The organism is Brevibacterium sp. Lmc1 (genome assembly GCF_057654315.1).
This window is the reverse complement of the sequence record NZ_CM172803.1, coordinates 2,646,947-2,670,331: the sequence shown is the minus strand read 5'-3', so window position 1 is coordinate 2,670,331 and position 23,385 is coordinate 2,646,947. Positions and strand designations below refer to the sequence as shown.

At 63.0% G+C, this 23,385-nt stretch carries 28 protein-coding genes; 18 read left to right on the top strand and 10 right to left on the bottom strand.

Going from position 1 to position 23,385, the window contains the following annotated elements; genetic code table 11:
* Nucleotides 1-31: 31 nt before the first annotated feature.
* The gene (gene lexA / locus AC239G_RS11945) at nucleotides 32-787 is read right to left on the bottom strand and encodes a transcriptional repressor LexA (RefSeq protein WP_092012603.1); all 756 of its coding nucleotides are present in this window, start codon (nucleotides 785-787) and stop codon (nucleotides 32-34) included.
* 234 nt (nucleotides 788-1,021) lie between these two features.
* Here lexA and AC239G_RS11940 point away from each other — a divergent pair, with 234 nt between their 5' ends.
* From AC239G_RS11940 to AC239G_RS11895, 10 genes are all read left to right on the top strand, one after another.
* Entirely contained in the window at nucleotides 1,022-1,360 is a 339-nt protein-coding gene (locus AC239G_RS11940; protein WP_101546893.1) for a LysM peptidoglycan-binding domain-containing protein, read from the top strand.
* A 138-nt stretch (nucleotides 1,361-1,498) separates the two neighbouring features.
* Nucleotides 1,499-2,677, top strand: a complete 1,179-nt coding sequence (locus tag AC239G_RS11935; protein WP_258041695.1) for a histidinol-phosphate transaminase — start codon at nucleotides 1,499-1,501, stop codon at nucleotides 2,675-2,677.
* Nucleotides 2,674-3,270 (top strand): imidazoleglycerol-phosphate dehydratase HisB, encoded by a 597-nt coding sequence (gene hisB, locus AC239G_RS11930; protein ID WP_172174436.1) that lies wholly within the window; start codon nucleotides 2,674-2,676, stop codon nucleotides 3,268-3,270. Before AC239G_RS11935 ends, hisB begins: the two co-directional genes overlap by 4 nt.
* Nucleotides 3,267-3,869: a hypothetical protein gene (locus AC239G_RS11925; protein ID WP_487488959.1), complete on the top strand. Its 603-nt coding sequence runs from the start codon at nucleotides 3,267-3,269 to the stop codon at nucleotides 3,867-3,869. Before hisB ends, AC239G_RS11925 begins: the two co-directional genes overlap by 4 nt.
* Entirely contained in the window at nucleotides 3,866-4,549 is a 684-nt protein-coding gene (gene hisH / locus AC239G_RS11920; RefSeq protein ID WP_487488958.1) for an imidazole glycerol phosphate synthase subunit HisH, read from the top strand. The genes AC239G_RS11925 and hisH overlap by 4 nt, the downstream gene beginning before the upstream one ends.
* Nucleotides 4,550-4,607: 58 nt before the next feature.
* Nucleotides 4,608-5,345 carry a bifunctional 1-(5-phosphoribosyl)-5-((5-phosphoribosylamino)methylideneamino)imidazole-4-carboxamide isomerase/phosphoribosylanthranilate isomerase PriA gene (gene priA, locus AC239G_RS11915; RefSeq protein WP_139470134.1) on the top strand — a complete coding sequence of 246 codons (738 nt, stop codon included), beginning with the start codon at nucleotides 4,608-4,610 and terminating at the stop codon, nucleotides 5,343-5,345.
* A gap of 4 nt (nucleotides 5,346-5,349) precedes the next feature.
* Entirely contained in the window at nucleotides 5,350-6,186 is an 837-nt protein-coding gene (locus AC239G_RS11910) for an SseB family protein (RefSeq protein WP_487488957.1), read from the top strand.
* Between the two features lie 46 nt (nucleotides 6,187-6,232).
* Nucleotides 6,233-7,579: a M20 family metallopeptidase gene (locus AC239G_RS11905; RefSeq protein WP_487488956.1), complete on the top strand. Its 1,347-nt coding sequence runs from the start codon at nucleotides 6,233-6,235 to the stop codon at nucleotides 7,577-7,579.
* Between the two features lie 49 nt (nucleotides 7,580-7,628).
* On the top strand, nucleotides 7,629-9,275 hold the full coding sequence (locus AC239G_RS11900; protein WP_487488955.1) for an AbgT family transporter: 1,647 nt from the start codon (nucleotides 7,629-7,631) through the stop codon (nucleotides 9,273-9,275).
* A 13-nt stretch (nucleotides 9,276-9,288) separates the two neighbouring features.
* On the top strand, nucleotides 9,289-9,663 hold the full coding sequence (locus AC239G_RS11895) for a VOC family protein (RefSeq protein WP_487488954.1): 375 nt from the start codon (nucleotides 9,289-9,291) through the stop codon (nucleotides 9,661-9,663).
* Between the two features lie 72 nt (nucleotides 9,664-9,735).
* Here the strand turns inward: AC239G_RS11895 and AC239G_RS11890 are convergent, their stop codons facing one another.
* Nucleotides 9,736-10,743 (bottom strand): NmrA family NAD(P)-binding protein, encoded by a 1,008-nt coding sequence (locus AC239G_RS11890; RefSeq protein WP_487488953.1) that lies wholly within the window; start codon nucleotides 10,741-10,743, stop codon nucleotides 9,736-9,738.
* A 135-nt stretch (nucleotides 10,744-10,878) separates the two neighbouring features.
* Here AC239G_RS11890 and AC239G_RS11885 point away from each other — a divergent pair, with 135 nt between their 5' ends.
* Complete coding sequence (locus AC239G_RS11885; RefSeq protein WP_487488952.1) at nucleotides 10,879-11,589, top strand: TetR/AcrR family transcriptional regulator; 711 nt, start codon at nucleotides 10,879-10,881, stop codon at nucleotides 11,587-11,589.
* A 110-nt stretch (nucleotides 11,590-11,699) separates the two neighbouring features.
* Here AC239G_RS11885 and AC239G_RS11880 read toward each other — a convergent pair whose 3' ends face one another.
* The gene (locus AC239G_RS11880; RefSeq protein WP_039206663.1) at nucleotides 11,700-12,071 is read right to left on the bottom strand and encodes a DUF1844 domain-containing protein; all 372 of its coding nucleotides are present in this window, start codon (nucleotides 12,069-12,071) and stop codon (nucleotides 11,700-11,702) included.
* A gap of 278 nt (nucleotides 12,072-12,349) precedes the next feature.
* On the opposite strand from AC239G_RS11880, the gene infC reads away from it, so the two are divergent.
* The 5 genes from infC to AC239G_RS11855 all read left to right on the top strand — a co-directional run bounded on the left by infC (nucleotide 12,350) and on the right by AC239G_RS11855 (nucleotide 15,337).
* Nucleotides 12,350-13,000 carry a translation initiation factor IF-3 gene (gene infC / locus AC239G_RS11875; protein ID WP_229664191.1) on the top strand — a complete coding sequence of 217 codons (651 nt, stop codon included), beginning with the start codon at nucleotides 12,350-12,352 and terminating at the stop codon, nucleotides 12,998-13,000.
* A 100-nt stretch (nucleotides 13,001-13,100) separates the two neighbouring features.
* Nucleotides 13,101-13,307, top strand: a complete 207-nt coding sequence (rpmI, locus tag AC239G_RS11870) for a 50S ribosomal protein L35 (RefSeq protein WP_039206667.1) — start codon at nucleotides 13,101-13,103, stop codon at nucleotides 13,305-13,307.
* 128 nt (nucleotides 13,308-13,435) lie between these two features.
* The gene (gene rplT / locus AC239G_RS11865; RefSeq protein ID WP_039206669.1) at nucleotides 13,436-13,825 is read left to right on the top strand and encodes a 50S ribosomal protein L20; all 390 of its coding nucleotides are present in this window, start codon (nucleotides 13,436-13,438) and stop codon (nucleotides 13,823-13,825) included.
* 191 nt (nucleotides 13,826-14,016) lie between these two features.
* Nucleotides 14,017-14,838, top strand: coding sequence for a TrmH family RNA methyltransferase (locus AC239G_RS11860; RefSeq protein WP_487488951.1), 822 nt, complete (start codon nucleotides 14,017-14,019; stop codon nucleotides 14,836-14,838).
* A 148-nt stretch (nucleotides 14,839-14,986) separates the two neighbouring features.
* Nucleotides 14,987-15,337 (top strand): hypothetical protein, encoded by a 351-nt coding sequence (locus tag AC239G_RS11855; RefSeq protein WP_487488950.1) that lies wholly within the window; start codon nucleotides 14,987-14,989, stop codon nucleotides 15,335-15,337.
* A 6-nt stretch (nucleotides 15,338-15,343) separates the two neighbouring features.
* On the opposite strand, the gene AC239G_RS11850 is transcribed toward AC239G_RS11855, so the two are convergent.
* Both AC239G_RS11850 and AC239G_RS11845 read right to left on the bottom strand, forming a co-directional pair.
* Nucleotides 15,344-15,760 (bottom strand): VOC family protein, encoded by a 417-nt coding sequence (locus tag AC239G_RS11850; protein WP_487488949.1) that lies wholly within the window; start codon nucleotides 15,758-15,760, stop codon nucleotides 15,344-15,346.
* Between the two features lie 38 nt (nucleotides 15,761-15,798).
* Entirely contained in the window at nucleotides 15,799-16,170 is a 372-nt protein-coding gene (locus AC239G_RS11845; RefSeq protein ID WP_487488948.1) for a hypothetical protein, read from the bottom strand.
* A gap of 84 nt (nucleotides 16,171-16,254) precedes the next feature.
* On the opposite strand from AC239G_RS11845, the gene AC239G_RS11840 reads away from it, so the two are divergent.
* Nucleotides 16,255-16,914, top strand: coding sequence for a pentapeptide repeat-containing protein (locus AC239G_RS11840; RefSeq protein WP_487488947.1), 660 nt, complete (start codon nucleotides 16,255-16,257; stop codon nucleotides 16,912-16,914).
* 56 nt (nucleotides 16,915-16,970) lie between these two features.
* Here the strand turns inward: AC239G_RS11840 and AC239G_RS11835 are convergent, their stop codons facing one another.
* From AC239G_RS11835 to AC239G_RS11820, 4 genes are all read right to left on the bottom strand, one after another.
* Nucleotides 16,971-18,011, bottom strand: coding sequence for an Ldh family oxidoreductase (locus tag AC239G_RS11835; RefSeq protein ID WP_487488946.1), 1,041 nt, complete (start codon nucleotides 18,009-18,011; stop codon nucleotides 16,971-16,973).
* Between the two features lie 111 nt (nucleotides 18,012-18,122).
* The gene (locus AC239G_RS11830) at nucleotides 18,123-18,365 is read right to left on the bottom strand and encodes a hypothetical protein (protein WP_487488945.1); all 243 of its coding nucleotides are present in this window, start codon (nucleotides 18,363-18,365) and stop codon (nucleotides 18,123-18,125) included.
* 1 nt (nucleotide 18,366) lies between these two features.
* Nucleotides 18,367-19,719: a TRAP transporter large permease subunit gene (locus tag AC239G_RS11825; RefSeq protein ID WP_487488944.1), complete on the bottom strand. Its 1,353-nt coding sequence runs from the start codon at nucleotides 19,717-19,719 to the stop codon at nucleotides 18,367-18,369.
* A gap of 38 nt (nucleotides 19,720-19,757) precedes the next feature.
* Entirely contained in the window at nucleotides 19,758-21,110 is a 1,353-nt protein-coding gene (locus AC239G_RS11820; protein WP_487488943.1) for an RraA family protein, read from the bottom strand.
* Between the two features lie 151 nt (nucleotides 21,111-21,261).
* Here AC239G_RS11820 and AC239G_RS11815 point away from each other — a divergent pair, with 151 nt between their 5' ends.
* A complete protein-coding gene (locus AC239G_RS11815; protein ID WP_487488942.1) occupies nucleotides 21,262-22,011 on the top strand; it encodes an IclR family transcriptional regulator in 750 nt (249 codons plus the stop codon).
* A gap of 48 nt (nucleotides 22,012-22,059) precedes the next feature.
* On the opposite strand, the gene AC239G_RS11810 is transcribed toward AC239G_RS11815, so the two are convergent.
* A complete protein-coding gene (locus AC239G_RS11810) occupies nucleotides 22,060-23,286 on the bottom strand; it encodes an MFS transporter (protein WP_487488941.1) in 1,227 nt (408 codons plus the stop codon).
* Nucleotides 23,287-23,385: the final 99 nt, after the last annotated feature.

Here is a 23,385-nt window from a genome sequence, read left to right as displayed (position 1 = left end):
TGCGTTTCGGCAGCGGAGAGACGACAGAGGGTCAGAGGCGGCGGATGACGGCGACGACGAGGCCCATGATCTGCGCGTAGGTGCCGTCGATGGGTTCGTAGTTCTCGTTCTGCGGCATCAGCCACTGCTGACCGGCCTTGCGCTTGAGGGTCTTCACCGTGGCCTCGCCGTCGAGGAGGGCGGCGACGATCTGACCGTTGTCAGCGGTGTGCTGCTTGCGCACGACCACCCAGTCGTCGTGGCAGATGGCGGCTTCGATCATCGAATCGCCGACGACCTTGAGCAGGAACATCTCACCGGAGCCGACGACCTGGGTCGGCAGGGAGAAGACATCGTCGACTTCCTGTTCGGCCAGGATCGGCCCACCGGCGGCGATGCGTCCGACGACCGGCACCTGCACGGTGTTGTTGGCCAGCTCCTCGTACTTCGCGCGCTCGGCCTCTTCCTCTTCGAACGGATTGACCACTTCGATGGCACGTGGGCGCTTCGGGTCGCGGCGGACATAGCCGAGGCGTTCGAGCTGGGAGAGCTGGTGGGCGACGCTCGAGAGGGAGGCCAGCCCGGCGGCCTTGCCGATCTCGCGCATGCTCGGCGGGTAGCCGTTGGTCACGACCGCGCGTTCGATGGTCTCGAGCACGAGACGCTGACGGGGAGTGAGGCGGAAGTCGCCCTCACCGGATGATCCCTCAGGGATCTGGACGACGTCGTCATCGGTGCGAGCGGCAGCGATCTCGCTGGCAACATCTTCGTTGCGAGGCCTGCCTCTGCCTCGTTTGTTCTGAACCATTGCTCGTTCCCCTTCGTTCTATTCCCTGCCGCTGAACGCCGTGATCTCCGCTTCGGAAATTCTCGTGTCAGTGCCGACTGAGATGGTTCTGACAGATCAATCAACAACGCTGGTTCCCTCTCATTGTCGCATAGATGTTCGAGTTGGACTGGACATTTGTTCGATTGGCATGTTGAATAGAACAGACGTTCTACCGATTACTGGTGGAATCGTACGAATGAAAGAGGTAATGCGATGTCTGCACAGAACACCGAGCTGCACCTGACCCCTCGTGGACGCCAGGCTGTGCGCCTTCTCCGGACCCTGCTCGTCGCTCTCGTCGTCATCGGCGGGGCGGTCCTCCTCGCCACCCAGTCGTTCTCGGCCGCTGCCGTCGCCGAATCGGAGACGGAGAGCATCGGCATCGACGCCGAGGCAGTCGTCGTCGGTGAGGGCGAATCGCTGTGGACCGTGGCTTCGAATCTCGGCATCGACCGCGACACCCGCGATGTCGTTGCCGATATCGTCGAGATCAACCACCTGGACACCCCGACGGTTCACCCCGGACAGACCCTCGACGTCCCCGTCCGCTGAGGCCGGACCCGGCTCGACCGGCAGGGCGCCGGCCCGACCGGCAGCGCGCTGACCCGTTCGATCGGGTGAGCCGACCGGCGTATCTCGATGCCCGACCCGCCGCCCGGGCGGCGGGGGCCTCTCGGTAGAATGATCGCCGTGGGAAACATCGACTCTCTGCCAGTGCGTTCAGACCTCGTCGGCCTCAAGCCGTACGGGGCGCCGCACCTCAATGTGCCGGTCCAGCTCAACGTCAACGAGAACGCCTATCCGCTTCCGGATGTCGTAGTCGACAGCATGCGCGCAGCCGTCGACGATCATTTCGCCGGACTCAATCGATATCCCGATCGCGAATTCACCGCACTGCGCGAACACCTCGTCACCTATCTGGACGGTGTGAACGAACGCGCCGGTGACTCCGTCGACCTCGACCCCTCCATGATCTGGGCAGCCAATGGTTCGAACGAAGTGCTCAGCCATATCGTCCAGGCCTTCGGTGGCCCGGGCCGCACAGTCATCGGCTTCACCCCCTCGTATTCGATGCACCCGCTCATCACCACGGGCACGGGTGCCGAATGGCAGCACGTCGAACGCAAGGACGACTTCACTCTCGATGCCGAGACGGTCGCCGCCGAGGTGGCTCGTGCGAATCCGGACATCGTATTCCTGTGCACGCCGAACAATCCGACCGGCACCTCGATCGGCCTCGACGTCATCGAAGCCGCCTACGACAACTGCGCAGGGATAGTCATCGTCGACGAGGCGTATGCGGAATTCTCCCGCCCCGCCAAGTCCTCGGCCATGACTCTGCTTGAGGGCCGGCCCCGCCTCGTCGTCTCGCGCACCATGAGCAAGGCCTTCGCCTGTGCCGGACTGCGCTTGGGCTACGCCATCGCCGCCCCCGAACTCATCGACGTCCTCCGCCTCGTCCGTCTGCCCTACCACCTGTCCGAGGTCACCCAGGTGCTGGCCTGCACGGCACTCGAACATGCCGAACTGCTGCTGGGCAATGTCGACCGTCTTATCGACTCGCGCAATCGGATGGCCGCTCACCTCGCCGAGGCGGGCTTCACCGTCCACGACAGCGATTCGAACTTCGTGCTCTTCGGCAACATCGCCTCACCGGCCGAGCTGTGGCAGAAGCTCCTCGACCGCGGAGTCCTCATCCGCGATATCGGCATCACCGGCCACGCCCGTGTCAACGCCGGCACCGAGGCAGAGACCGAAGCGTTCCTGACCGCCATCGACGACATCCTCGCCGAATCACCGGACATCCTCGCGGACCGTCCGCAGTCTCCGACCCCGTCATCAGCCGCCCCGACGAAAGGCACTCCATGAGGCAGGCCCAGAACTCACGCACCACGTCCGAGTCCACGGTGTCCGTGTCCGTCAACCTCGACGGCACCGGCACTTCGAACATCTCGACGAGCGTGCCGTTCTTCGACCATATGCTCACCGCCCTGTCGAAGCACTCGATGATCGACCTCGACATCACCGCGACCGGTGACACGCACATCGATGTCCACCACACCGTCGAAGACACCTCGATCGTGCTCGGTCAGACCCTGCGCGAAGCGCTCGGCGACAAGGTCGGCATCCGCCGCTACGGTTTCGCCGCCGTGCCGCTGGACGAGGCCCTGGCCCAGTGCGTCGTCGACGTCTCCGGTCGCCCCTACTTCGTCCACGAAGGCGAGCCCGAAGGCCAGCAGTACCACCTCATTGGCGGTCACTTCACCGGTTCGATGACCTCCCACTCGCTGGAATCGATCGCCTTCAACGGCGGCCTGACCGTCCACCTCGACCTGGTGCGCGGTCGCGACCCGCACCACATCGTCGAAGCCGAGTTCAAGGCCTTCGCCCGCGCGCTGCGCGAGGCCGTCGAAACCGATCCGCGCAGCGATTCCGTTCCCAGCACCAAGGGAGTTCTGTGAGCACGACCGTCATCGTGACCCCGTTCGGGGTCGCCCAGCAGTTGGCCGCCGCCTGCGTGCTGTCGAACATCTCCGGCACCATCGTGCCGATCGGCGAGTTCAGCGGAATCGTGCTCGCCGACACGGATGTCAAAGCCGGCAACGAGGCGGCCGCGGCGATCTCGAAGCTCGCGGGCAAACACGAGGTCCTCCTCCTCGTGCGCAGCGAAGAGCAGATCGACGCCGGCCACTTCCGTCACGGTGCCCGCGAATCCGATGTGCCGGCCGGGCTGGCGCTGAAGAACCTGCCCGATGTGCTCGAAGGTCTGCTGCTCGAAACCGTTGCCGCAGAGGATGTCGAAGGCAGTATCCCGACGTCGTCGATGACGAAGCTGCAGGCCAGTGCGGCCACGATGAGCCCGGGTCGGGCCGCCATGGCACGCACGGCACTGCTGTGGATCATCGCCGCCGTCCTCGCCGGACTCGTCATGGCCTTCGGCATCGCCCTGGCCCTGGGTGGGAACACCATCGCCTGGGTCGTCGCCGCACTCGGTGCCATCGTCCTCGGGTTCTCCCTGTGGAGGATCTGGTCGGTGCTGAGCAAGGGGGCGAAGCGATGACGACTGTGGCCGTCCTCGACTACGGTGCCGGAAACGTCCGCTCCGCCGTGCGTGCGGTCGCCGCAGCCGGCGCCGAGGTCACTCTCACGGCCGATCACGATGTCATCAACGACTCCGACGGACTGCTGGTCCCCGGCGTCGGCGCGTTTTCGGCAGTCATGGCCGGACTGGAGAACGTCGGGGGAGTCGACCTCATCCGGGACCGCCACGAACAGGGGCGACCGCTGCTCGGCATCTGCGTCGGCCTCCAAGTGTTCTTCGCCCGCGGCGTCGAACACGGAGTCAAGACCGAGGGCATCGGTCTGTGGCCCGGAGCCGTCACCGGCCTCGAAGCACCGGTCATCCCGCATATGGGATGGTCGAAGGTCAACGCTCCCGCAGACTCGGCCATGTTCGCCGGCATCGGAGACGAACGCTTCTACTTCGTCCACTCCTACGCCGCGACCGAGCCGCCGGCGAACGCGACGGTCACGACCGCCCGCCACGGCAATGACTTCATCGCCGCTGTCGAAGACGGAACCACCTGGGCAGCACAGTTCCATCCCGAGAAATCCGCCGAGGCGGGCGCCAGGCTCCTGCGCAACTGGCTCGCCTCGTTCGCCGCCGACAGCAGCCCGGGCAGCGGTTCGGGCAGCACCGACAGCTCCGGCACCAACCCCACAGACTCACTCAGCTCCTGACCGAGCACACCGACTATGGTTGCCTCAAACCCCGTGGCACCCTGGCAGAAAGGTCACAATGACAGACAGTTCGAACAAGCTGGTCCTCCTCCCCGCCGTCGACGTCGCCGACGGCAAGGCCGTCCGCCTCGTCCAGGGCGAAGCCGGAACCGAAACCGACTACGGTTCACCCATCGACGCCGCTCAGGACTTCGAGAGCCGTGGTGCCGAATGGATCCACCTCGTCGACCTCGATGCCGCGTTCGGACGCGGATCGAACTCGGATCTGCTCAACCAGGTCGTCAAGGCCGTGGGGATCAAGGTCGAACTCTCCGGTGGCATCCGTGACACCGAAAGCCTCGAACGCGCACTCGACACGGGAGCCGAGCGCGTCAACATCGGCACCGCCGCCCTGGAGAACCCCGAGTGGACGGCCGAGATGATCTCGCGCTTCGGCGACCAGGTCGCCATCGGCCTCGACGTGCGCGGAACCACCCTGGCCGCCCGCGGCTGGACGAAGGACGGCGGCGACCTGTACGAAGTCCTCGCCACCCTCGAAGCCGCCGGCTGCTCCCGCTACGTCGTCACCGATGTGCGCAAGGACGGCACCCTGCAGGGCCCCAATGTCGACCTGCTCAAGGATCTCGCGCAGAAGACGGACTCTCCGATCGTCGCCTCCGGCGGAGTCTCGAGCCTCGACGATCTGCGTGCCCTCCGTGAGCTCGTGCCCTTCGGCGTCGACTCGGCGATCGTGGGCAAGGCACTCTACGCCGGCAAGTTCACTCTGGAAGAAGCCCTCGACGTCGCAGGACGGTGAGTCTGTGAGCACGCACTCGCACGATCCGGACCGGCCGCATGAGCCGGACGAGCCCCGGTCCGTCGCGTCTAAAGCCCAGGCAGGCGAGGCCCCCGCCCCGACGGATTCCGCCGGTCAGGCGTGGGAGGGCCGGGATCTCAAACCCAACCCCTTCTCCGGTGATACCGGGCTGGCGGATGCGGCCCTGTTGGAGGCCCTGACCCAGGTCGCTCAGACACCCCTCGATCCGGCCGCACACCAGCAGGTCGTCAGGGCCCTGTCCGGGGCCAGGCTCTATGCCCCGATCGTGCCGATGGTTCTCGATCAGGAGGTCGGAGAGAACGGGCTCATGGCCGACAACTCCTCGGAGATGGCGATGGTCCGCCTCCAAGCCGAGGACGGCCGCGAGTGCACACCCGGATTCTCCGGAATCCCACCGCTGACGGCGTGGCATTCCGATGCCAGACCCGTGCCGATCGAGTCCGAACGGCTCGTCCTCGGGGCGATCGAGGCCGAGTCCCAGCTCGTCGTCCTCGACCCCGGAGCCGAGTCCTCATTCCTGCTGCGCCGCCCCGCCATGTTCGCGTTCGTGCAGTCCCAGCCCTGGACTCCGTCCTGGGCCGACGCCGAGGTGGCCCAGCGTCTGCGTGCCATCGCCGAGTCCTTCCCGTGGCTGGCTCGGATTGGCGTGAGCCCCGGCAGCAACAGCGTCCACCTCGGTGGGCCGGAGCTTGGCATCACGCTCGGTGTCGAGTCCGAGGTGCCGCCGGAGGAAGTGCGCCGGTTCCAGGAAACCGTCGCCGGTGACGAGGACCTCGTCGCGAAGATCGACTCCCTGGCCATTCGTCTCGTCGAAGTCTGACCGTTCCGGGCGTGTCAGATCGGCAGGGCACCTATGCTTGTGACCCATGAGCGAAATCCGTGACCTCGGCCACTCGACCGCACCGGACGACAGCTACCTCGACGAGATGGCTCGGCAGACTCGGGATCGTGCCGAGCAGGCCGCCGAGTGGACCTCTGACTTCACTGGCGCCCCCGAGACGAGCCGGTCCGGCATCGCCGCAGGCCTCGACGTTGCGGAAGGCGACCTCACGAGTCTGCTTCACACCGTCCATGACCTCGCCGAGACCGCGTTCGAAGAGTTCGATTCGGTCGCCGCGATCGCCTCTGTGCTGGAGAATCACGGAGTCGACGTCGAGACCGGCCTCTACGGTGTGAAGACGACGCTGCGGGCGACGACGGGATCCGGCCACGGTCGCACGATCGCGATCCTCGCCGAATACGATGCCCTGCCCGAGATCGGGCATGCGTGCGGACACAACATCATCGCCACCGCCGGAATCGGTGCCTTTCTTGCCCTCCACGCCTTGTATGAGAAGGACCCCGACGCCGTGCCGGGCACCGTCGTGCTGCTGGGCACCCCGGCCGAGGAAGGTCATTCGGGCAAAGAGGTTATGGCCCGGGCCGGTGCCTTCGACGGTATCGACGCGGCCATCATGGTCCATGGTTACGGATACGACTGCGCCGACCAGGTGTGGCTGGGACGCCGCCTGCTCAAGGTCACGTATTCGGGGGTCGCCGCCCACGCCTCGGCGCAGCCGTTCATGGGGCGCAACGCCCTCGACGCGGCGAACCTCTTCTATCAGGGACTTGGCCTGATGCGGCAGCAGATGCCGCCGATCTCCCGTCTGCACGCGGTCATCACCGACGGCGGAACGAGACCGTCGATCATCACCGAAACCGCCACCGTGCAGTGCTACGTCCGTTCGAAGTTCCCTGAGACGCTCAAAGAGCTCTCCGACCGGGTCGAGGAGGCGGCGAAGGGCGCCGCGCTCATGACCGGCACCGGCGTCACTGTCGACTGGGACGAACATCCGCCGTCGCTGCCCGTGCGCACGAATTCGACCCTGACCGCCCGTTGGGCCGAACACGAACAGGCGCGCGGTCGCCAACCGCTTCCCTCCGGAGTGCTCGACGAATCGATCGCTGCGTCCACGGACTTCGGCAATGTCTCCTACCGGATTCCCGGCATCCATCCGCTGATCAAGACCGCCGACGCCGAGGTGGCCTTGCACACTCGTGAATTCGCCGAGGCAGCGCAGACCCCGGCCGCCGAAATTGCGGCACTCGACGCAGCTTACGGTCTTGCGTGCACCGCACTGGACTTCCTCGTCGACGATGCTCTCGCCGCCGAGGTGACCGAAGAGTTCACCCGCGACGGGGGAGCCATCGACGTCGAGCACTTCTTCGACTGAGATCGTCCCGCCGCACCCAGACCTGATCCATCGAAGAGAAGGACCGCTCATGTCGACGACAGATGGGAAAGTCGGTTTCGGCCAGCGCACGCTGGACTGGATCGAACGCATCGGAAACAAGCTGCCCGAACCGTTCACACTGTTCCTCGGGCTCTTCATCATCACCGGCCTCGTCTCCACGGCGATGGCCATGGCCGATGTCACCGTGGCCATTCCCGGCGGCGACGAGACCGTTGCGATCAAGGGACTGTTCACCGGGGAGGGCCTGTCGTGGCTGACCACGACGATGGGCGACAACTACATCGGGTTCCCGCCCTTGGCGACGGTGCTGCCGATTCTGCTTGCCGTCGGTGTGGCCGAGAAGTCGGGAATGCTCGCAGCGGCCGTGCGCATCGCCTTCGGCAAGAGCCCGAAGTGGCTGCTGCCGTATGCCGTCGGCTTCGTCGGGGTGGTCGGGTCGATCATGGCCGACTCGGCGTTCGTCATCATCCCGCCTTTGGCTGCGCTCGTGTTCAAAGCGGCAGGACGGCATCCGATGGCCGGGCTCATCGGCGGGTTCGCCGCCACGGGTGCCGGCTATTCGACCTCGATCGTCCCTACGAGCCTCGACGCTCTGTTCGCCGGGATCACCACCTCGGTGATGGAGACCCTGCCGAACACCGATTACACCGCGGTCAACCCGGTGTCGAACTACTACTTCAATATCGCCTCGTCGATCGTGCTGGCCGTCATCGCCGGATTCATCATCGACCGGCTGATCGAACCGAACATGGTGCGCAAGGGAGTGCCCCGCGAATACGCGAACGGCTCGGGAAGCGGTCTGGCGCGCGAATACCAGGCACCCGACAGCCCCTACGGTGATGCCTCGGCGACATCGGATGGATCCTCTGAATCTTCGGACGAAGAGTCGTCCACCGAGATCAAGGCCGAACTCGAACCCGAGGAGAAGAAGGGGCTGATCTGGGCGGTCGTCTCGGGTCTCGTCCTCACCGCAGTCTTCCTCTTCGCGTTCCTACTTCCATCGTCTCCCTGGCGGAACGAGGACGGCGGATTCCTCCCGGAGTCCCCGCTGCTGTCGTCGATCGTGTTCATCGTCTTCGCCTACTTCATGCTCATGGGCGTCGTCTACGGCATCGTCGTGCACACCGTGAGGTCGATGAACGACCTCGTGAAGATGATGAGCCAATCGATCATCGACATGATGTCGTTCCTCATTCTCGCGTTCATCCTCGGCCAGTTCATCGCCCTGTTCAATTGGACGGGAATCGGTTCGTGGATCGCCGTCGCAGGGGCGTCGGGGCTCGAGGCGATCGGGCTGACCGGATTCGCCGCGGTCATCGGCTTCATGCTCCTGGCCAGTGTGCTCAACCTGTTCATCGTGTCCGGGTCGTCGATGTGGACACTCATGGCCGCCGTATTCGTCCCACTCTTCGCCCTGCTCGGCTACGAACCGGCGTTCATCCAAGCCGGTTTCCGCGTCGGAGACTCGGCCACTCAGGTCATCACTCCGCTCAATCCGTACATGATCGTCCTGCTCGGCCTCGTCCGCCGTTATGAGCCGAACGCCGGGCTGGGCACGGTCATCTCTCGGATGTTCCCATTCGTCATCCCGTTCTGGTTGGCCTGGGCCGTGCTGCTGGGCATCTGGTTCCTCTTCGACCTGCCTCTGGGACCGGGCAACGGGATCCGACTGTGAGGTTCGATTGCCGATGGTGAGTCGAATCAGCGATCTTATCGTCAAAACCCCGGACCCGGCTCGGCTGAGCCGATTCTGGTGCGAAGCACTGGGATACGAGGTGACGGCCACAGACGAAACCGGTGTCGCGATCTCCGGGGCGTGGAATGCACCGACTATTCTCTTCGAGCGTTCGAGCGATTCGTTTGGGGACAACAGTCTGCATCTCGACCTCTGTCCGACTGACCGCAGCCAGCCGGACGAACTCGAAAGACTTATGGCTTTGGGTGCCACGAAGACTGATGTCGTGCCGTCCGGAAGCTGGCATGTCCTCGCGGATCCGGACGGCAACAAGTTCTGTCTCATGGCGAAGCGCATTCCCGCAGAGCCGGACGACTTCCATGGCTGAGTCCCAACCCAATCGGTGACAGAAGCAGCAAACGACCATGAAGTTCTGCGGATTACTGTCGGAATTCCGCGGTCAGAGGTCGTTCGCGACCTTTATGCCTGCGAGCATCTGCCGTACGCCTTCGCGCCAGTCGGTTGTTCCGACTGTTTCGGCCAAATCGCTGGAGGCGATGACGCAGGGTTCGTACCAGATCGGTGCCAACTGGTTGAGCTCGTAGAAGGAGCGTTCGAATGCACCGATGGCACGGGTCGCCCAGCGTGGGACTGAGAGCGGACGCTTGTGCTTCTGCCCAAGAGTGTCCGCGGTGAAGTCGGCGATCTCGGCCAGTGTCGGATTTGATGCCGGTGCGATCCGCAGCTGATGCGTCCCCGCGGGGACGTCCTTCAGATCCTCTGCCGCCTGGATCATTGCGGCAGCGTGGTCGGCGATGACGGTGATTCCGTGCGGGACATCAGTCCGTGCCGGCACCATGGCCCTGCGCCCGGCGGAAACGGGTTCGGTGATGCACATCCGCACGACCGACGACCACTTTTCCGCGGTTCTGCCGAGCAGGTCCCCGGCGATGACGCTTGCGCTTGTGGCGGGATGAGAGTCACGGGCTTCGATGAGTCGCTGCCGGATTCGTCCCTTGTGGTCGACCGGAGCGAACGGTGAGGTTTCGGTGATTGGGGAGTCGAGTCCGGCGAAAGCGTAGACCGACTCCGGGAAGACGACGGGGATGCCGAGGTCTGCGGCGGTGTCGAGGATCGCTGCGTCGAGGCGGGGGAGGACCTGCTCCCACTTCCGACTGTCATAGGGAGCGTGTGCGCAGGCGAAGATCGCATCGACTCGCTGAGCGGCCTCGGCCAGCTGGGCGCGATCACTCGCGTCGGCCTTGAGGTGAGTTGGAGCGCTGACTGTCGTCGTGCCAGACGTTGACAACGTTTCCGATGGGGCGGTGGTGTTGGTCGCGCCGCCCGAGGCGCTGGACGAACCTCTGCCGGAGCGGGTGGCGATGCGGACATCTGTGCCTGATGCGATGAGCTGAGCCGCGATCTCCGAACCGATCTGACCATTGCCGATGACGAGTGCTGTTTTCATGACGGATCCCTTCCGATGCCTGTGAGCGATAAACGAGAGCAGTGCTCTCTCGAATCAGTGTAGGCCTCATACGTCGACAATTCAAGAGCAGTGCTCACTGTTGTCATCATTGCTCTCGAAACGTAAGGTGAAGCCATGACTGAGACCCCACGACAGCGCGCCCGCATCGAGACGGAAGCGCAGATCACTGCCATCGGCAATCGCATGATCGATGACGACGGCGTTGATGGGCTGTCGCTGCGGGCGATCGCTCGTGAGCTCGGAGTCGTCTCCAGTGCGGTGTACCGGTACGTGAAGAGTCGTGATGAACTGCTGACGATCCTCATCCGCGATGCCTTCACAGAGATCGCCGATGCTGTCGATGAGGCGCTGGACGGTCACCGCAGTGTCGAGACGCTGGCCCTGGCGATGCTCGAATGGTCGAGGAGACATCCGAGTCGGTGGGCGCTGATCTACGGCACGCCGATCGCCGACTATGAGGCTCCGCGTGAGGAGACCGTTGTGCCGGGGACTCGAATCATGGTGACGCTCGCGGAACTGGTCGCGGAAATTCGGGACGACGCCGAGGCGGCGACTGAGGGGGACGCGAAGCCGAGAGGGTCGGCGGCGAAGAGTTTGCAGGGCGGCAAAGAGCGGCGAGGGATGGAGGCCGCGCTGCAGCCTCTGCGGGACGGGCTTGCGGAGCTCGGTCTCGACTATGACGATCACGTGATTTTGGAGACCATCACGATCTGGGTTGCTGTGATCGGGCTGATCAACGGTCTGCGGTTCGGCCAATTCGGGCCGGGATTCGACGACGTCGAAGACGATCTCATGTCCGAGGTGATCGGCCGCCTCGGCGCGTGAATCGGTGATCATCTGCGGGCTAGGACACGGCCGCCTCGGCGAATGAGGATATGACAACGGCCCCCGATCGATGATCGAGGGCCGTTGCGTGAGTGGTCGGCGGGGGAGTGTCAGCGGACGGGGCCGGTGAACTTTTCTCCGGGACCTTCGCCGGGGGCGTCGGGGTATTCCGAAGCCTCACGGAAGGCCAGCTGCAGGCTGCGCAGTCCATCGCGCAGCGGGCGGGCGTGGTGGTCGCCGATCACGGTGGCAGCACCGGTGACGAAGCCGGCCAGTGCGGTGATGAGCTTGCGGGCCTCATCGAGGTCCTGGAGGTCGGCGCCGCGACCTTCGGCGGTGTCCTCGGCCAGGCCGCACTTGACGGCGGCAGCGGACATGAGGTGGACGGCGCTGGAGGTGATGACCTCGACAGCGGGGACCTCGGCGATGTCGCGCGTAACGTCGGCGATCGCCTCGGCGGGAACAGATTCTTCAGAACTCATGCCATAAGCTTGACATATAAATCAATGCGGCGATCACACCAGGGCTTCGATGTGCGAAGAGTCATGAAGCGTAGTACACTGGTAGCTGGTGCGAAGCGGAGTCTGTCTCCCACCTTGATCGCGAAGAGCGATCGGGTCCAAAGATCTGTCCGTCAGGCATAGTCTGATCGGGTCCAGATCGAGGTGTATTCACTGAACGTACGTCTACCGTACTGCTCGTGTGTGCAGGCTCCCTTGGCATGTGTCAACGGGAGCCTTTTTCGTTGTCACGACCACATTTGAGCAAAAGGAGTGAACACATCAGCGAGACGCGCATCAATGACCGGATTCGGGTTCCCGAGGTCCGGTTGGTCGGACCCAATGGTGAACAGGTCGGTATCGTTGCCATTCGCAAGGCACTCGATCTCGCCGGTGAAGCCGGCCTCGACCTCGTCGAGGTAGCCCCACAGGCGAAGCCACCCGTAGCCAAGCTCATGGACTACGGAAAATTCAAATATGAATCTGCCCAGAAAGCCAGAGAAGCCCGGAAGAACCAGGCGAACACTGCGCTGAAGGAGATCCGCTTCCGTCTCAAGATCGACGAACACGATTACGAGACGAAGAAGGGCCACGTCACCCGCTTCCTCGAAGGCGGCGACAAGGTCAAGGTCATGATCATGTTCCGCGGACGTGAGCAGTCCCGTCCCGAGATGGGCATCAAGCTGCTCAACCGCTTGGCCGAAGATGTGTCCGATCTTGGCTCCGTCGAATCCTCACCGCGAGTCGACGGACGCAACATGGTGATGGTCATCGCCCCGCACAAGTCAAAGTCTGACGCCAAGGCGGAGGCCCGGAAGGCATCGGCAGATGCCAAGGGCAAGTCCGCTGAGGTGAAGTCCCGTCGCGATCGGGTCGCTGCAGAGAAGAACGCAGCTCGCCCGGACGCGTGAGAAATTAAGTACGTCGCGTTCCAGGTCCGTCCTGGTCTGTGCGTGTGAAGTAGTTGCCAGCGGTTGACGCGGGCAACGAATTGCAAAGGAGAACGGCACTATGCCGAAGCAGAAGACGAACAGCAGCGCCAAGAAGCGCATGCGCGTGACTGGCAGTGGCAAGATCATGCGTGAAGGCGTGAACAACCAGCACAAGTTCGAGGGCAAGTCCTCGGCTCGTAAGCGCCGCGTGTCCACCGACCAGGAACTCACCGGCGGCGACCGCGCCATGGCCCGCAAGCTTCTGGGCAAGCTCAAGGGCAGGTGAGACCCCTTTCGGGTCTTTCCTTCCCGGACAGTCTCCGGGATCTCCCACGGGCAGTCGACATCGGCTGTCTCAGCTTGAACCAGAGTCCGGCACCGCCGGCAGATACGAACTTTCTAAAGGAGTAACACGTGGCACGTGTGAAGAGAGCGGTCAACGCTCACAAGAAGCGCCGGGTCATCCTCGACCGGGCAAGCGGCTACCGCGGACAGCGCTCGCGCCTGTACCGCAAGGCCAAAGAACAGGTCATCCACTCGCTGGTCTACAGCTACCGTGACCGTCGCAAGCGCAAGGGCGACTTCCGTCGTCTCTGGATCCAGCGCATCAACGCCGGCGCCCGCGCCAACGGTATGACCTACAACCGTTTCATCCAGGGCCTCAAGGCCGCTGGAGTCGAGGTCGACCGTCGCATGCTCGCCGAGCTCGCCGTGAACGACTCGGCCACCTTCGCGCACCTGGTCAAGGTCGCCAAGGAAGCTCTTCCTGCTGACGTCAACGCAGCGAAGACCGACGCCGCCTGAGCAGCGTCATCTCAAGACTCCGGTCACTTAAGTGACTGAACGATCGCCTCGGTGATCGACGACGGCCCCGAACTGCAGGTTCGGGGCCGTCGGTCTTTCTGCCAGGACCTGCCTGGTCCTCATTTCAGCTTCTGCCTCTTCAGCACCCACTTCTTCCACTTCAGCACTCAACGGATCGAGAACACGGTTTCATGAAACTCCCTGACGTCATCTCCTCACCTCAGTCGAAGCGGATCAAGAACGCCGCGAAGCTGCTCAAGCGTCGCGATCGCAAGTCCACGGGGCTGTTCCTCGTCGAGGGTCCGCAGGCCGTCCGTGAGGCCCTGGCGCGCAAGGGCTCCGTTGTCGAGCTTTTCATCACCGAGGAGGCTGCTGAGGAGCATCCGTCGTTCGTCTCGACAGCCAAGCACGGGCGCATGCAGTGCAGCATCGTCACCCCCGAGGTGCTCACCGAGCTCGCCTCGACCGTGAACTCACAAGGCGTCGTGGCCGTGTGCAGGGCGCTCGACGTGGAGCTGACCTCGGTGCTCGACAAGGAAGCGCAGCTCGTCGTCGTCCTGTCGCAAGTGCGCGATCCGGGCAATGCCGGCACGATCATTCGGCTGGCCGATGCCGCGGGCGCCGATGCCGTGGTGCTGACATCGTCGTCGGTGGATGTCTACAACGACAAGGTCGTGCGCTCGACTGCCGGTTCGCTCTTCCACATTCCTGTCGTCACCGGAGTCGGACTCTCCGAGGTGACCGAACTGGCCCGTGCCCGCGGCCTGCAGGTGCTCGCCGCCGACGCGAACGACGAAGCCCACGATCTTCACCACCCCTGGGAGACGGGCCTCGACCTGACCGCACGGACCGCCTGGGTCTTCGGCAACGAAGCTTGGGGGATGAGCCCCGAGGATCTTGAGCTGTGCGACTCATCCGTGGCCGTCCCCATCTACGGTTCGGCCGAAAGCCTTAACCTCGGCACTGCCGCCGGAGTGTGCATCTACGAGAGTGCTCGCAACCAGCGGATGTGAGGGGCTGGGCAGCTTCTGTGCATTGGGGAAGGTGCTCCGGACTGGCTCGCTGAACTGCGGGCATGGTTCAATTCTGCGGCGATCTGCGCTACTGTGACGACAAGTAACCTAGTCGATTAACAGCAGTAGTCAGGGCGGTGAGACGAGCGTGGTTGATATTGCCGATGCGCCGAAGTCTCTGGTGACGCTGCGGAGTCATCATCTCAATGAAGCGACCGAGTCAGTGGTCGTCTTCTCGGCTGTTGCGTGTATTTTCTGGGTACTCGATTTCGGTACGGGGGCCTCTCCGTCGGTACCGCGACTGCTGATCTCGGTGACGGTGCCTGTGGCACTCATCAAAGAGTATGTCGTCTACACCTCGGCGGTGAAGAGACTCGGTTTCGTCGATGTCCCGAAAACGGCGTTGGCAGAGTCTCAGCTTCCCGTGGCCGCTGAGACGCGCACGACTGTGCGCTCATCGTGCGCGAAAGCCCTCCGTGACCGTCCGACAGGTGCGTAAAACTATTCAGCCGTTCGCAGCGGCCTTCGCGGTCTGCTCGTTGGCGACGAGCTCCCAGATGTATCCGTCCGGGTCAGCGAAGTAGCCCATGTACGACCCATCGACATCTTGGCCCGGATCGGCTGATCCACCGGCGGCGACCGCACGATCGAGGGTCTCATCGATCTCGGCTTTAGTGGCGAAGGCGCACGAGATGATGCTGGCTCCTGGAACCGGATTCTTCGAACCGGGCTGGCCTGAGAGCTCGAGGTACTGGCCGTATTCGTCTGCGGTGATGAAGAAGATTGAGAGGTTCGGCAGTTCGAAGGCGACGATGCCGTCGTCCACACCGTCGGTTTCGAGACCGAGTCCATCGGCGTAGAAGTTCGCGGTGGCCTGCGGATCGGCGACGGGCAATGACAGGATCGTTGTCAGTGGCTTCATGCCTGCAGTCTAGTGGGGGAGACGTCGATCGCTCAGCCTTATTCCGAATACGTCACTATTCCGCTGTAGACCACCATGATCACAACGGTCACGGCTAAACAGAATCCAGTGGCGATGAGTCCGCGTCTCCACCATGACGTGTGCGGTCGGAGCTGATTCAGCATCGACGGTGCAATCACCGCCGTGGCCACCCAGCCAAGGACGATAAGAAATCCAAGAAACCAGCTTCCGTACCCGAAGAACAGGTCATTGATGGCCCCGCCACACTGGAAGCCGGCTTCACCGCAGCCGATGTACTGAGCGTGCAGGTAACGGACCACGAGGTAGACAACAGCGAGCACCCCGCCTGCTGCAAACGCAACCGCGTAGGGTGCATCGCGGTCATTGGGTGAGCGTGGCCGCGAGTCCATGCACCCGACGATAACAAGGCGTGTTTTCGTTCGGGTGAACTCGCAACGACGGGGTATGTCACCGGCAGCGATTAGGGTGGGCCCATGACCACGGAGACGCCGCGACCACCGAAGATTAACCTCGGCGAACTTGCCCAGGGTTACCTCGGGGATATCGATCCCGAGGAATTCCTCGAGGGCATGGAATTCACCGATCTCGACCTCGCCGAGGTGGATGCCACCCAAGCGACGTTCCTCGACTGTCGATGGTCGAACGTCAATTTCGGCGATGTCGACGTGCCGGTCGATCTCACCGGGGCCAGGATCTCCGGCACGGAGATTACGGACTGCCGCGCCGACACGTGGACTATGTCCCGTGGAAACCTACTGCACACAGCGATCTCTGGAACACGGATCGGTGCCGGCGTTGTCTATGACAGCGTGTGGGAGAAGGTGCGATTCACCAATTGCCGTATCTCCTACCTCAACCTGCGCGGGTCGAAGCTTACCGATGTCGAGTTCCGCGACTGCAAGATCGACGAGATCGACCTCGACCGAGCGAAGGTCAGCCGGGTCGCATTTCCGGGAAGCAGCGTCGGAGTCTTCCAGTGCGAAGGCGCCGCCCTCGGCAACGTCGATATCCGGGGACTGGAACCGCACAAGATCTCCGGCGTGCACTCTCTGGGCGGAGCGACCATCGACGACACCCAGCTCATGCTCTTCGCCGAACTCTTCGCCTCGGAACTCGGCATCACCGTGGCGTGAGCGGACGGTGACTGCAGGGCCCGACGAAACACCCGGGGCCCGCAGTCTCCACCATCTCAGCCCAATGGTCTGAGTCCGTAGACAGCCGCCTCACGGTTGAGCCGGTCGAGCCCTTCATCCGTGATGTCGGCACCGTTCTCCGCAGTGTCCCGAGCACGGTCGTGCTCGATGAGTCCGGGGTAGTACACTCGCCCTCCGTCTGCCGGTTCCATCGATGAGATCGCGGCGAGAACAGTGTCGACGAGCTCACCGAACGCCGTCGCACCGACGAACTTGTCGGGGTCCAAAACGATCATCAGATGGGCCGTGTTCGCGGTCTTGCTCGCGTCAAGGAGGTTGCCGACCTCCCCGGTTATGCTCGTCCCGGAGAGCACCCCGGTGAGCAGGTCGATCATGAGTGCGAGTCCGGCTCCCTTCGGCCCACCGATCGGTGCCAGTGAACCCTCGAGCGCCTCGTATGGGTTAGTAGTGGGCCGACCCTGTGCATCATTTGCCCAGCCGTGAGGCAAAGTCGTCCGCCCCTCTTCCAGGTACCGGCGGATCTTACCGCGGGCCACAAGAGTCGAAGACATGTCCAAGACGGCCATGGGCTGGTTGATGCTGGGAATGCCGATCGCCACCGGATTCGTCCCGAGCAGCTTGTTCTTGGCATTGAACGGTGGCAGCGCGGGAGACGCATTCGTCATGACGATGCCGATGAGTCTGTTCTCGGCAGCGGTCCGTGCATAGTGCCCGGCGATGCCGAAGTGGTTGGAGTTCTTGACTGAGACCGCAGCGATGCCCATTCTGCGCGCTTTGTCCATCGCCACGTCCATGGCCCGAGTGGCAGCCACCTGGCCGAAGCCATTGGCCGCATCGACTGTGGCCAGCGCCGCCGTCACCTCGGTGACGACCACTTCCGGATCGATCTCCATGACGCCGGCCCTCACGCGTTCGAGGTATGTCGATAGCCTGGCGACTCCGTGGGAGCCAAGGCCGATGCGGTCGGCCGCGCACATCACCTTGGCCACGGTCGACGCGTTCTCCTCAGCCATACCGGCGTGGTGGAGAATCGTCGTCGCGAAGTCTTCGAGTCTCGACAGTTCTATCCTAGGCATTGTGCTCCTTTGCATGGGGCATCGGTGTATCGATGTGATGCAGACCGTTGAGCTGCATTGTGTGCGGTCGTCTCGGGTTCGTTCATGCGGGATCGGGTCGTTGTTGAACGGTCAGTCTTCGTCTTCACCGTCCTTGTCGATCGTGGTGTAGTAGCAGTATCCGAGCAGCCCAACCACGATTGCGGCGATGATGCTCGGCTGAGACAGCGACTCACGGGCGGCGTCGATCCACGCGCCCTGTGCGAAGAGGATTCCGGCGATCTGGGTGAAGACGATGATGAAGGCGAGGACGAGGAACACGACCATCGCCAGTGTGAACAGGGGCAGCAAAATGGATCTGAATGTGGCTTTCATGTCAACCTCCCATGGGGACAGGAACGATGCCCAGCGCGATTAAGACGCCGAGAATGAAGAATGGAACGACGTAGTAGATGACCAAGGGAATGAACGTCTTCTCCGGTCGGGCTTTTGTGATACCGCAGGCGACGAAGATCGATCCCGAGGCCGGCGGCGATGCCCCCTCTGTCGACGCGAATACGAGAATCGCGATGACGGCCAGAAGCGGATCGATGCCGGCTCCGACCATTGAAAAGAGCGCCACCTGTCCGACCGCGCTCAACGTCGCCGTCGACGACAGCGGGCCGGCGACGATGACGATGAGAGCACCGATGAGGGTCACCAGCAGCCACAGCGGCAGATTCATTGCGCCGAGGACGGAGTTGACGTCGTCGTCGAGACCCAGCGACGCGAGCACCTCTGAGGCGGTGATGGCGAAGAAGAGAATCGCCCCGATGGTGAAGAAGCGTGGGACGGAGCCCTCGAGGAAGCGGCACCACTGGGGAAGCGTCTTCGGCAGTTCTTTCCACGCAACGACCCCGCTGATGAAGATGATGAGGATGGGAATCCACATGATGAGCGAGATGTTCTCCAGCGAGTCGCCGATGCGCGGCGAGGACGCGAGCAGATCGGCGAGGGGCCCGACAGTGACCAGGATCGGGAGGACAGCGCCGAGGAAGATGAGCGCGGATGTCCACCCGCGGCTCAGGGAAGTTTTCAGCGCAACGTGCTCGGCACCGATTTCGGATTTGATTCCGTCTCGATACACGAACCACCACGTGAGGAACACTCGGTAGATGACCTGGTACGAACCAGCCACCAGTAGCGCGAGGTAGACCTGCGAGGTCGTCACCAGCGTCCCGGCGAACCCGATCATGATGATCATCGAGGCACTGGGCGGAAGCGCCGCGCCGAGGCCGGCATTGCCGGCGATGACGGTGGCCGCGCGTTCTCTCTTCCACCCGGTGCGTACCATCCACGGCCCGGTGATCGAGCCGGAGGCCGCCGCGTTGCCTGTGTTCGACCCGCCGGCCAAGGCGCCCATGGCTCCCGACGCGGCCGTGTCGACAAAGGCAGGTCCGCCTGGGAGCCGGCCGAGCAGGGACGACAGGATTCCGATGAGTTTGTCCATCACTCCTGTCTTCTCGACGAAATACGTCATGAAGACGAACGCGATGGCGGCGTAGAGAACGTCGTTCTCAGATGCCTCGACAAAGGCATCGGCCGCGTACTGCCGAGCGTCCGCTCCGGCGAACAGCAGCGTGGCGATGAAGCCGAGCAGCATTGCTTCGGCCATGTTTCTTTTGACGACGACGTTCCACACCACGATGACTGTGATGAAGACCGCCAGAGCGATAAGGGCGAGAGGCATCTTTGTCCTCCCCTTTCTGGATTCGTTGGCGAAGTTCGTTACTGCGTCTGCTGGGACGCCTCTTGGCGCATGGCTGCTTTGCGGCCCTCTTCATCGGCCACGACGGCTCGACCATCGGCGAGGACCTTCTCCGCTTCGAGCGGATTGACGACGAAGACGCCGTCGGCGTCGGCGACGATGAAATCTCCGTGGTGGCACACGGCCCCTGCTGCGGAGATGGTTTCGCGGAGTCGCCCGGGGCCGGTCTTGTACGGTCCCGCGGGAGAGACGCCGCGCGCCCAGACAGGAAATCCGAGCGCTTCGATCTCGTCGACATCGCGAATCGCGCCGTCGATCACCATGCCCGCGATTCCGCGAAGCTGAGCTCGCTCGGCGATGAGCTCACCGATGAGGGCACGTTCGCAGTCTCCTCCGCCGGCGACGACGAGGATGTCCCCGGGCTGAGTCAGGGGGAGCGCCTGGTGGATGGCCAGATTGTCCCCGGGGCGTGTGTGCACTGTGAACGCCCGACCTGAGATCGGCGCCGACTTCCACATCGGTTTGACGGCGGAATCGAGAAAGCCCAACCGATCGCCGGCATCGCCGAGAGCAGAGGTGGGAATCGATGCGAGCTGTTCGGCTACGGAGGCTTCTTCAGTCCGTGAAAGGGTGAGATGGACCGACTGCGCGGCTTGAGTCATGGGCCATTGGCGCGGGAAGCTGGCCAAGAGAGCCAGGCTGTCGTTGAGTTCGATCGATCGGCGCCGCGCGTGCTGTGCAGTGCCGTTGAGCAGTCGATCGAGTGCTTTCTCCCCGAGTGCGAGTTCACCGGCGATCTGTGCTCGGACCCACTCGGTTTCTCCTGCCTCTTCGCCGGCCTGAATGGCCTCGGTGATGAGTGCACCCAGTCCTTTCATGAACACGCTGCGAAGGAGTTTTCGCTGCGAGGCGTCACCGATCTGACCTTTCAGGGACTCTGTCTGGGCTCCGATCGTGCCGAGCACGGTTTCCGCGAGGTCGGAATACGGTCCTGATAGGAGTACGTGTGCCCGAGCCCCGAACTGGATGACGGATCCGATGACTGCACCGTCGACGAACTTGGCATCAGATCCGAGCGCCGCCTGCACCTCACGCTTCTTCTGCGGTGAAGCCGCGTTCATATCGATGTACATCGATTCGGAGTGCAGATGCTCTGCGGCTTCGGATGCCACCGTAACTGAAGGTGCGGCAGTGGTCAGACCGAGGACGACCTCGGCCTCGGAGACGGCTTCGGCTGCCGAGGCGGTACGCGTGACATTTGGGGGAGTCGCGACCGGACTTGGGTCGAACCCGGTGACTGCGTGTCCCGCCTCGTCGAAGGCAGACGCATAAGCCGAACCGGCTTCACCAAGACCGAGAATGGTTACTCTCATATTATGTTCCTCTCACTGGATGATAGCTAATATCATTTGGCGCGGGTGACGGTAGTATTGAGTGGGAGTGCGCTCTTGTCAACTGTCGGCGACCGGAAATTGGTACGTCTTCGAGGCGGCGCTCGGAAATCTGCTGAGAGGACGTGAGATCGTGGAAGCCAAGGGAAACCAAGGGCGCACCCTCGACAGGGCACTGGATGTGTTGGAGAGTGTGACGAACAGCCGGGAACCGGTCAGTCTGACCGACATCTCGAAGATGACTGGTCTGCACATCGCCACGACTCAGCGGCTAGTGGGGCAGTTGGTCGGACGGGACTATCTGCAAGGTGGCAAGCGCGGGTACACGCTGGGGCCGAAGGTTCTGCCGATGTCACATGCCTATGTGCTGGAGGATCGGTTGGCACTGATTGCGCCTGGTCTGCTGTCGATGCTGACCGCGCAGACCGGGCTCACCTCATCGGTGTTCGTCCGTGTGAAGGATACGAGGGTGTTGGTCGCACGGATTGAAGCGCCGAACCCTTTGAGCTATCAGTTCCCGGTCGGTCAGGTCCTCAGCCTCTTCTTCGGCGGCGGCAAGGTCTTGCTCGCCCATGCTGAACCGCAGGCGCGTCAGCAGCTCCTGGATGAATACTCGCCGATCCGATTGGAGAATGGACGCATCCAGGATCTGAACGCGTTGCAGGAGGATCTCGAGGCAATCCGACGGGACGGCTACCTGATTGCCGAGTCGGAGCGGAACCTCGGGGCGATGAGCATCACGGCACCCATCTGGTCGCCGGACATGGAGCTGCTCGGGTCGCTCAATTTGGTCGCCGAGCATGGTGAGATGGACAGGGAAGGGCTGTTCGACCACCGGGCAGAGCTCCTGCGAGCATGCAGGAAGATCACCGCACAGATGTGATGGCAGTGATCATCCTGCACTGACTCGAAGTCGGGTACCGGCCTGTCGTCACACCGACGTCGAATACCTCCTGGACCCGATGATGAGGAGGGCCACACTGCTGATCGCCAGCACCATCAAAGGCACCATCGACAGTGCAAAGCTTCCGGTTCGATCATTGATGAAGCCGATGAGGATGTTGTTGCCGAATGCCGCCAGCGATCCGATCGAGTTGATGATGGCGATCCCGGCGACTGCTTCCTTTCTGCTGAGCCACTCGGAGCTCAGGCTCCAGAAGGGCCCTTTGGCGGCATAGGTCCCCACCAGTACGCCGCAGATCACGATGACGAACACGATGATTGTCGACGCGTTCGGGACGAAAGCCAGAGAGATCGCCGCCACGATTGTGGGGACCAATGTCATCAGCACTCGTTCGGAGCGCCGATCCGACAGCTTGCCCCAGAGGTACATGAGGATTGCTGCCACTGCGAACGGGATCGCATTGATGAGGCCGACCTGAGAGTCCGTGAGACCGAAGCTCTTGATGATCTGCGGCTGCCATAGTGACAGCCCTTGGCTGATCGCGGCGGTTGAGGTGTACACGAGGGCGAGCAGCATGATGCGGCCGTTAGTGAAGAGTGTCCAGAAGCTGGTGTGGGATCGTGTCTCCTCGAGGGTCTGCTCCTGCTCGCTCATTGCTGTCGTCAGCCATACGCGTTCTTCGTCGGAGAGCCACTTGGCGTCCGTCGGGCCGTTCGGCAGCACTTTGAAGGCCATAACGCCGAGGATGACGGCCGGCAGACCCTCGATGATGAACAGCCATTGCCAGCCGTCGAGGCCGAACATCGACAGTCGCAGAAGGAGCCCGCCGATGATCGATCCGAGGACGTTGGACAAGGGAATGGCAATGCTGAACAGCGCCATGTTCCGCGCACGGTAGCGCGGAGGAAACCAGTAGGTGAGGTAGAGGATGATTCCGGGAAAGAATCCGGCCTCAGCTGCTCCGAGGAGGATGCGCATCGCCGTGAATGAGATAGGTCCGATGACGAACGCCATGGCGGTCGCGATGATCCCCCAGGTGATGAGAATCCGTGCAATCCACAGTCGCGCGCCGACCTTGGCGAGCATGATGTTGCTCGGCACTTCGAGCAGGACGTAGGCGAGGAAGAACAGAGAGGACCCGAGTCCGAAGATCGTTGATGTCAGACCGATGGCGTCGTTCATCTGCAAACTGGCGATTCCGACGTTGTTGCGGTCGACGTGCGCGATGAAGTATCCGAAAGTGAGGAAGGGCATCAGTTTCAGTGAGATCTTTCGAATCGTCCTCCTTTCGAGCTCGCTGTGCTCCGATGATTCAGTGGCGGTATGTGACGACAATGTCAGCTTCCTTTCGTG

Coding starts and splice junctions, on each gene's coding strand:
- lexA (WP_092012603.1), bottom strand. CDS start 787: ATGGTTCAGAACAAACGAGGCAGAGGCAGGCCTCGCAACGAAGATGTT.
- AC239G_RS11940 (WP_101546893.1), top strand. CDS start 1,022: ATGTCTGCACAGAACACCGAGCTGCACCTGACCCCTCGTGGACGCCAG.
- hisB (WP_172174436.1), top strand. CDS start 2,674: ATGAGGCAGGCCCAGAACTCACGCACCACGTCCGAGTCCACGGTGTCC.
- hisH (WP_487488958.1), top strand. CDS start 3,866: ATGACGACTGTGGCCGTCCTCGACTACGGTGCCGGAAACGTCCGCTCC.
- priA (WP_139470134.1), top strand. CDS start 4,608: ATGACAGACAGTTCGAACAAGCTGGTCCTCCTCCCCGCCGTCGACGTC.
- AC239G_RS11905 (WP_487488956.1), top strand. CDS start 6,233: ATGAGCGAAATCCGTGACCTCGGCCACTCGACCGCACCGGACGACAGC.
- AC239G_RS11900 (WP_487488955.1), top strand. CDS start 7,629: ATGTCGACGACAGATGGGAAAGTCGGTTTCGGCCAGCGCACGCTGGAC.
- AC239G_RS11895 (WP_487488954.1), top strand. CDS start 9,289: ATGGTGAGTCGAATCAGCGATCTTATCGTCAAAACCCCGGACCCGGCT.
- AC239G_RS11890 (WP_487488953.1), bottom strand. CDS start 10,743: ATGAAAACAGCACTCGTCATCGGCAATGGTCAGATCGGTTCGGAGATC.
- AC239G_RS11885 (WP_487488952.1), top strand. CDS start 10,879: ATGACTGAGACCCCACGACAGCGCGCCCGCATCGAGACGGAAGCGCAG.
- AC239G_RS11880 (WP_039206663.1), bottom strand. CDS start 12,071: ATGAGTTCTGAAGAATCTGTTCCCGCCGAGGCGATCGCCGACGTTACG.
- rpmI (WP_039206667.1), top strand. CDS start 13,101: ATGCCGAAGCAGAAGACGAACAGCAGCGCCAAGAAGCGCATGCGCGTG.
- AC239G_RS11860 (WP_487488951.1), top strand. CDS start 14,017: ATGAAACTCCCTGACGTCATCTCCTCACCTCAGTCGAAGCGGATCAAG.
- AC239G_RS11850 (WP_487488949.1), bottom strand. CDS start 15,760: ATGAAGCCACTGACAACGATCCTGTCATTGCCCGTCGCCGATCCGCAG.
- AC239G_RS11845 (WP_487488948.1), bottom strand. CDS start 16,170: ATGGACTCGCGGCCACGCTCACCCAATGACCGCGATGCACCCTACGCG.
- AC239G_RS11840 (WP_487488947.1), top strand. CDS start 16,255: ATGACCACGGAGACGCCGCGACCACCGAAGATTAACCTCGGCGAACTT.
- AC239G_RS11835 (WP_487488946.1), bottom strand. CDS start 18,011: ATGCCTAGGATAGAACTGTCGAGACTCGAAGACTTCGCGACGACGATT.
- AC239G_RS11830 (WP_487488945.1), bottom strand. CDS start 18,365: ATGAAAGCCACATTCAGATCCATTTTGCTGCCCCTGTTCACACTGGCG.
- AC239G_RS11825 (WP_487488944.1), bottom strand. CDS start 19,719: ATGCCTCTCGCCCTTATCGCTCTGGCGGTCTTCATCACAGTCATCGTG.
- AC239G_RS11820 (WP_487488943.1), bottom strand. CDS start 21,110: ATGAGAGTAACCATTCTCGGTCTTGGTGAAGCCGGTTCGGCTTATGCG.
- AC239G_RS11810 (WP_487488941.1), bottom strand. CDS start 23,286: ATGCCCTTCCTCACTTTCGGATACTTCATCGCGCACGTCGACCGCAAC.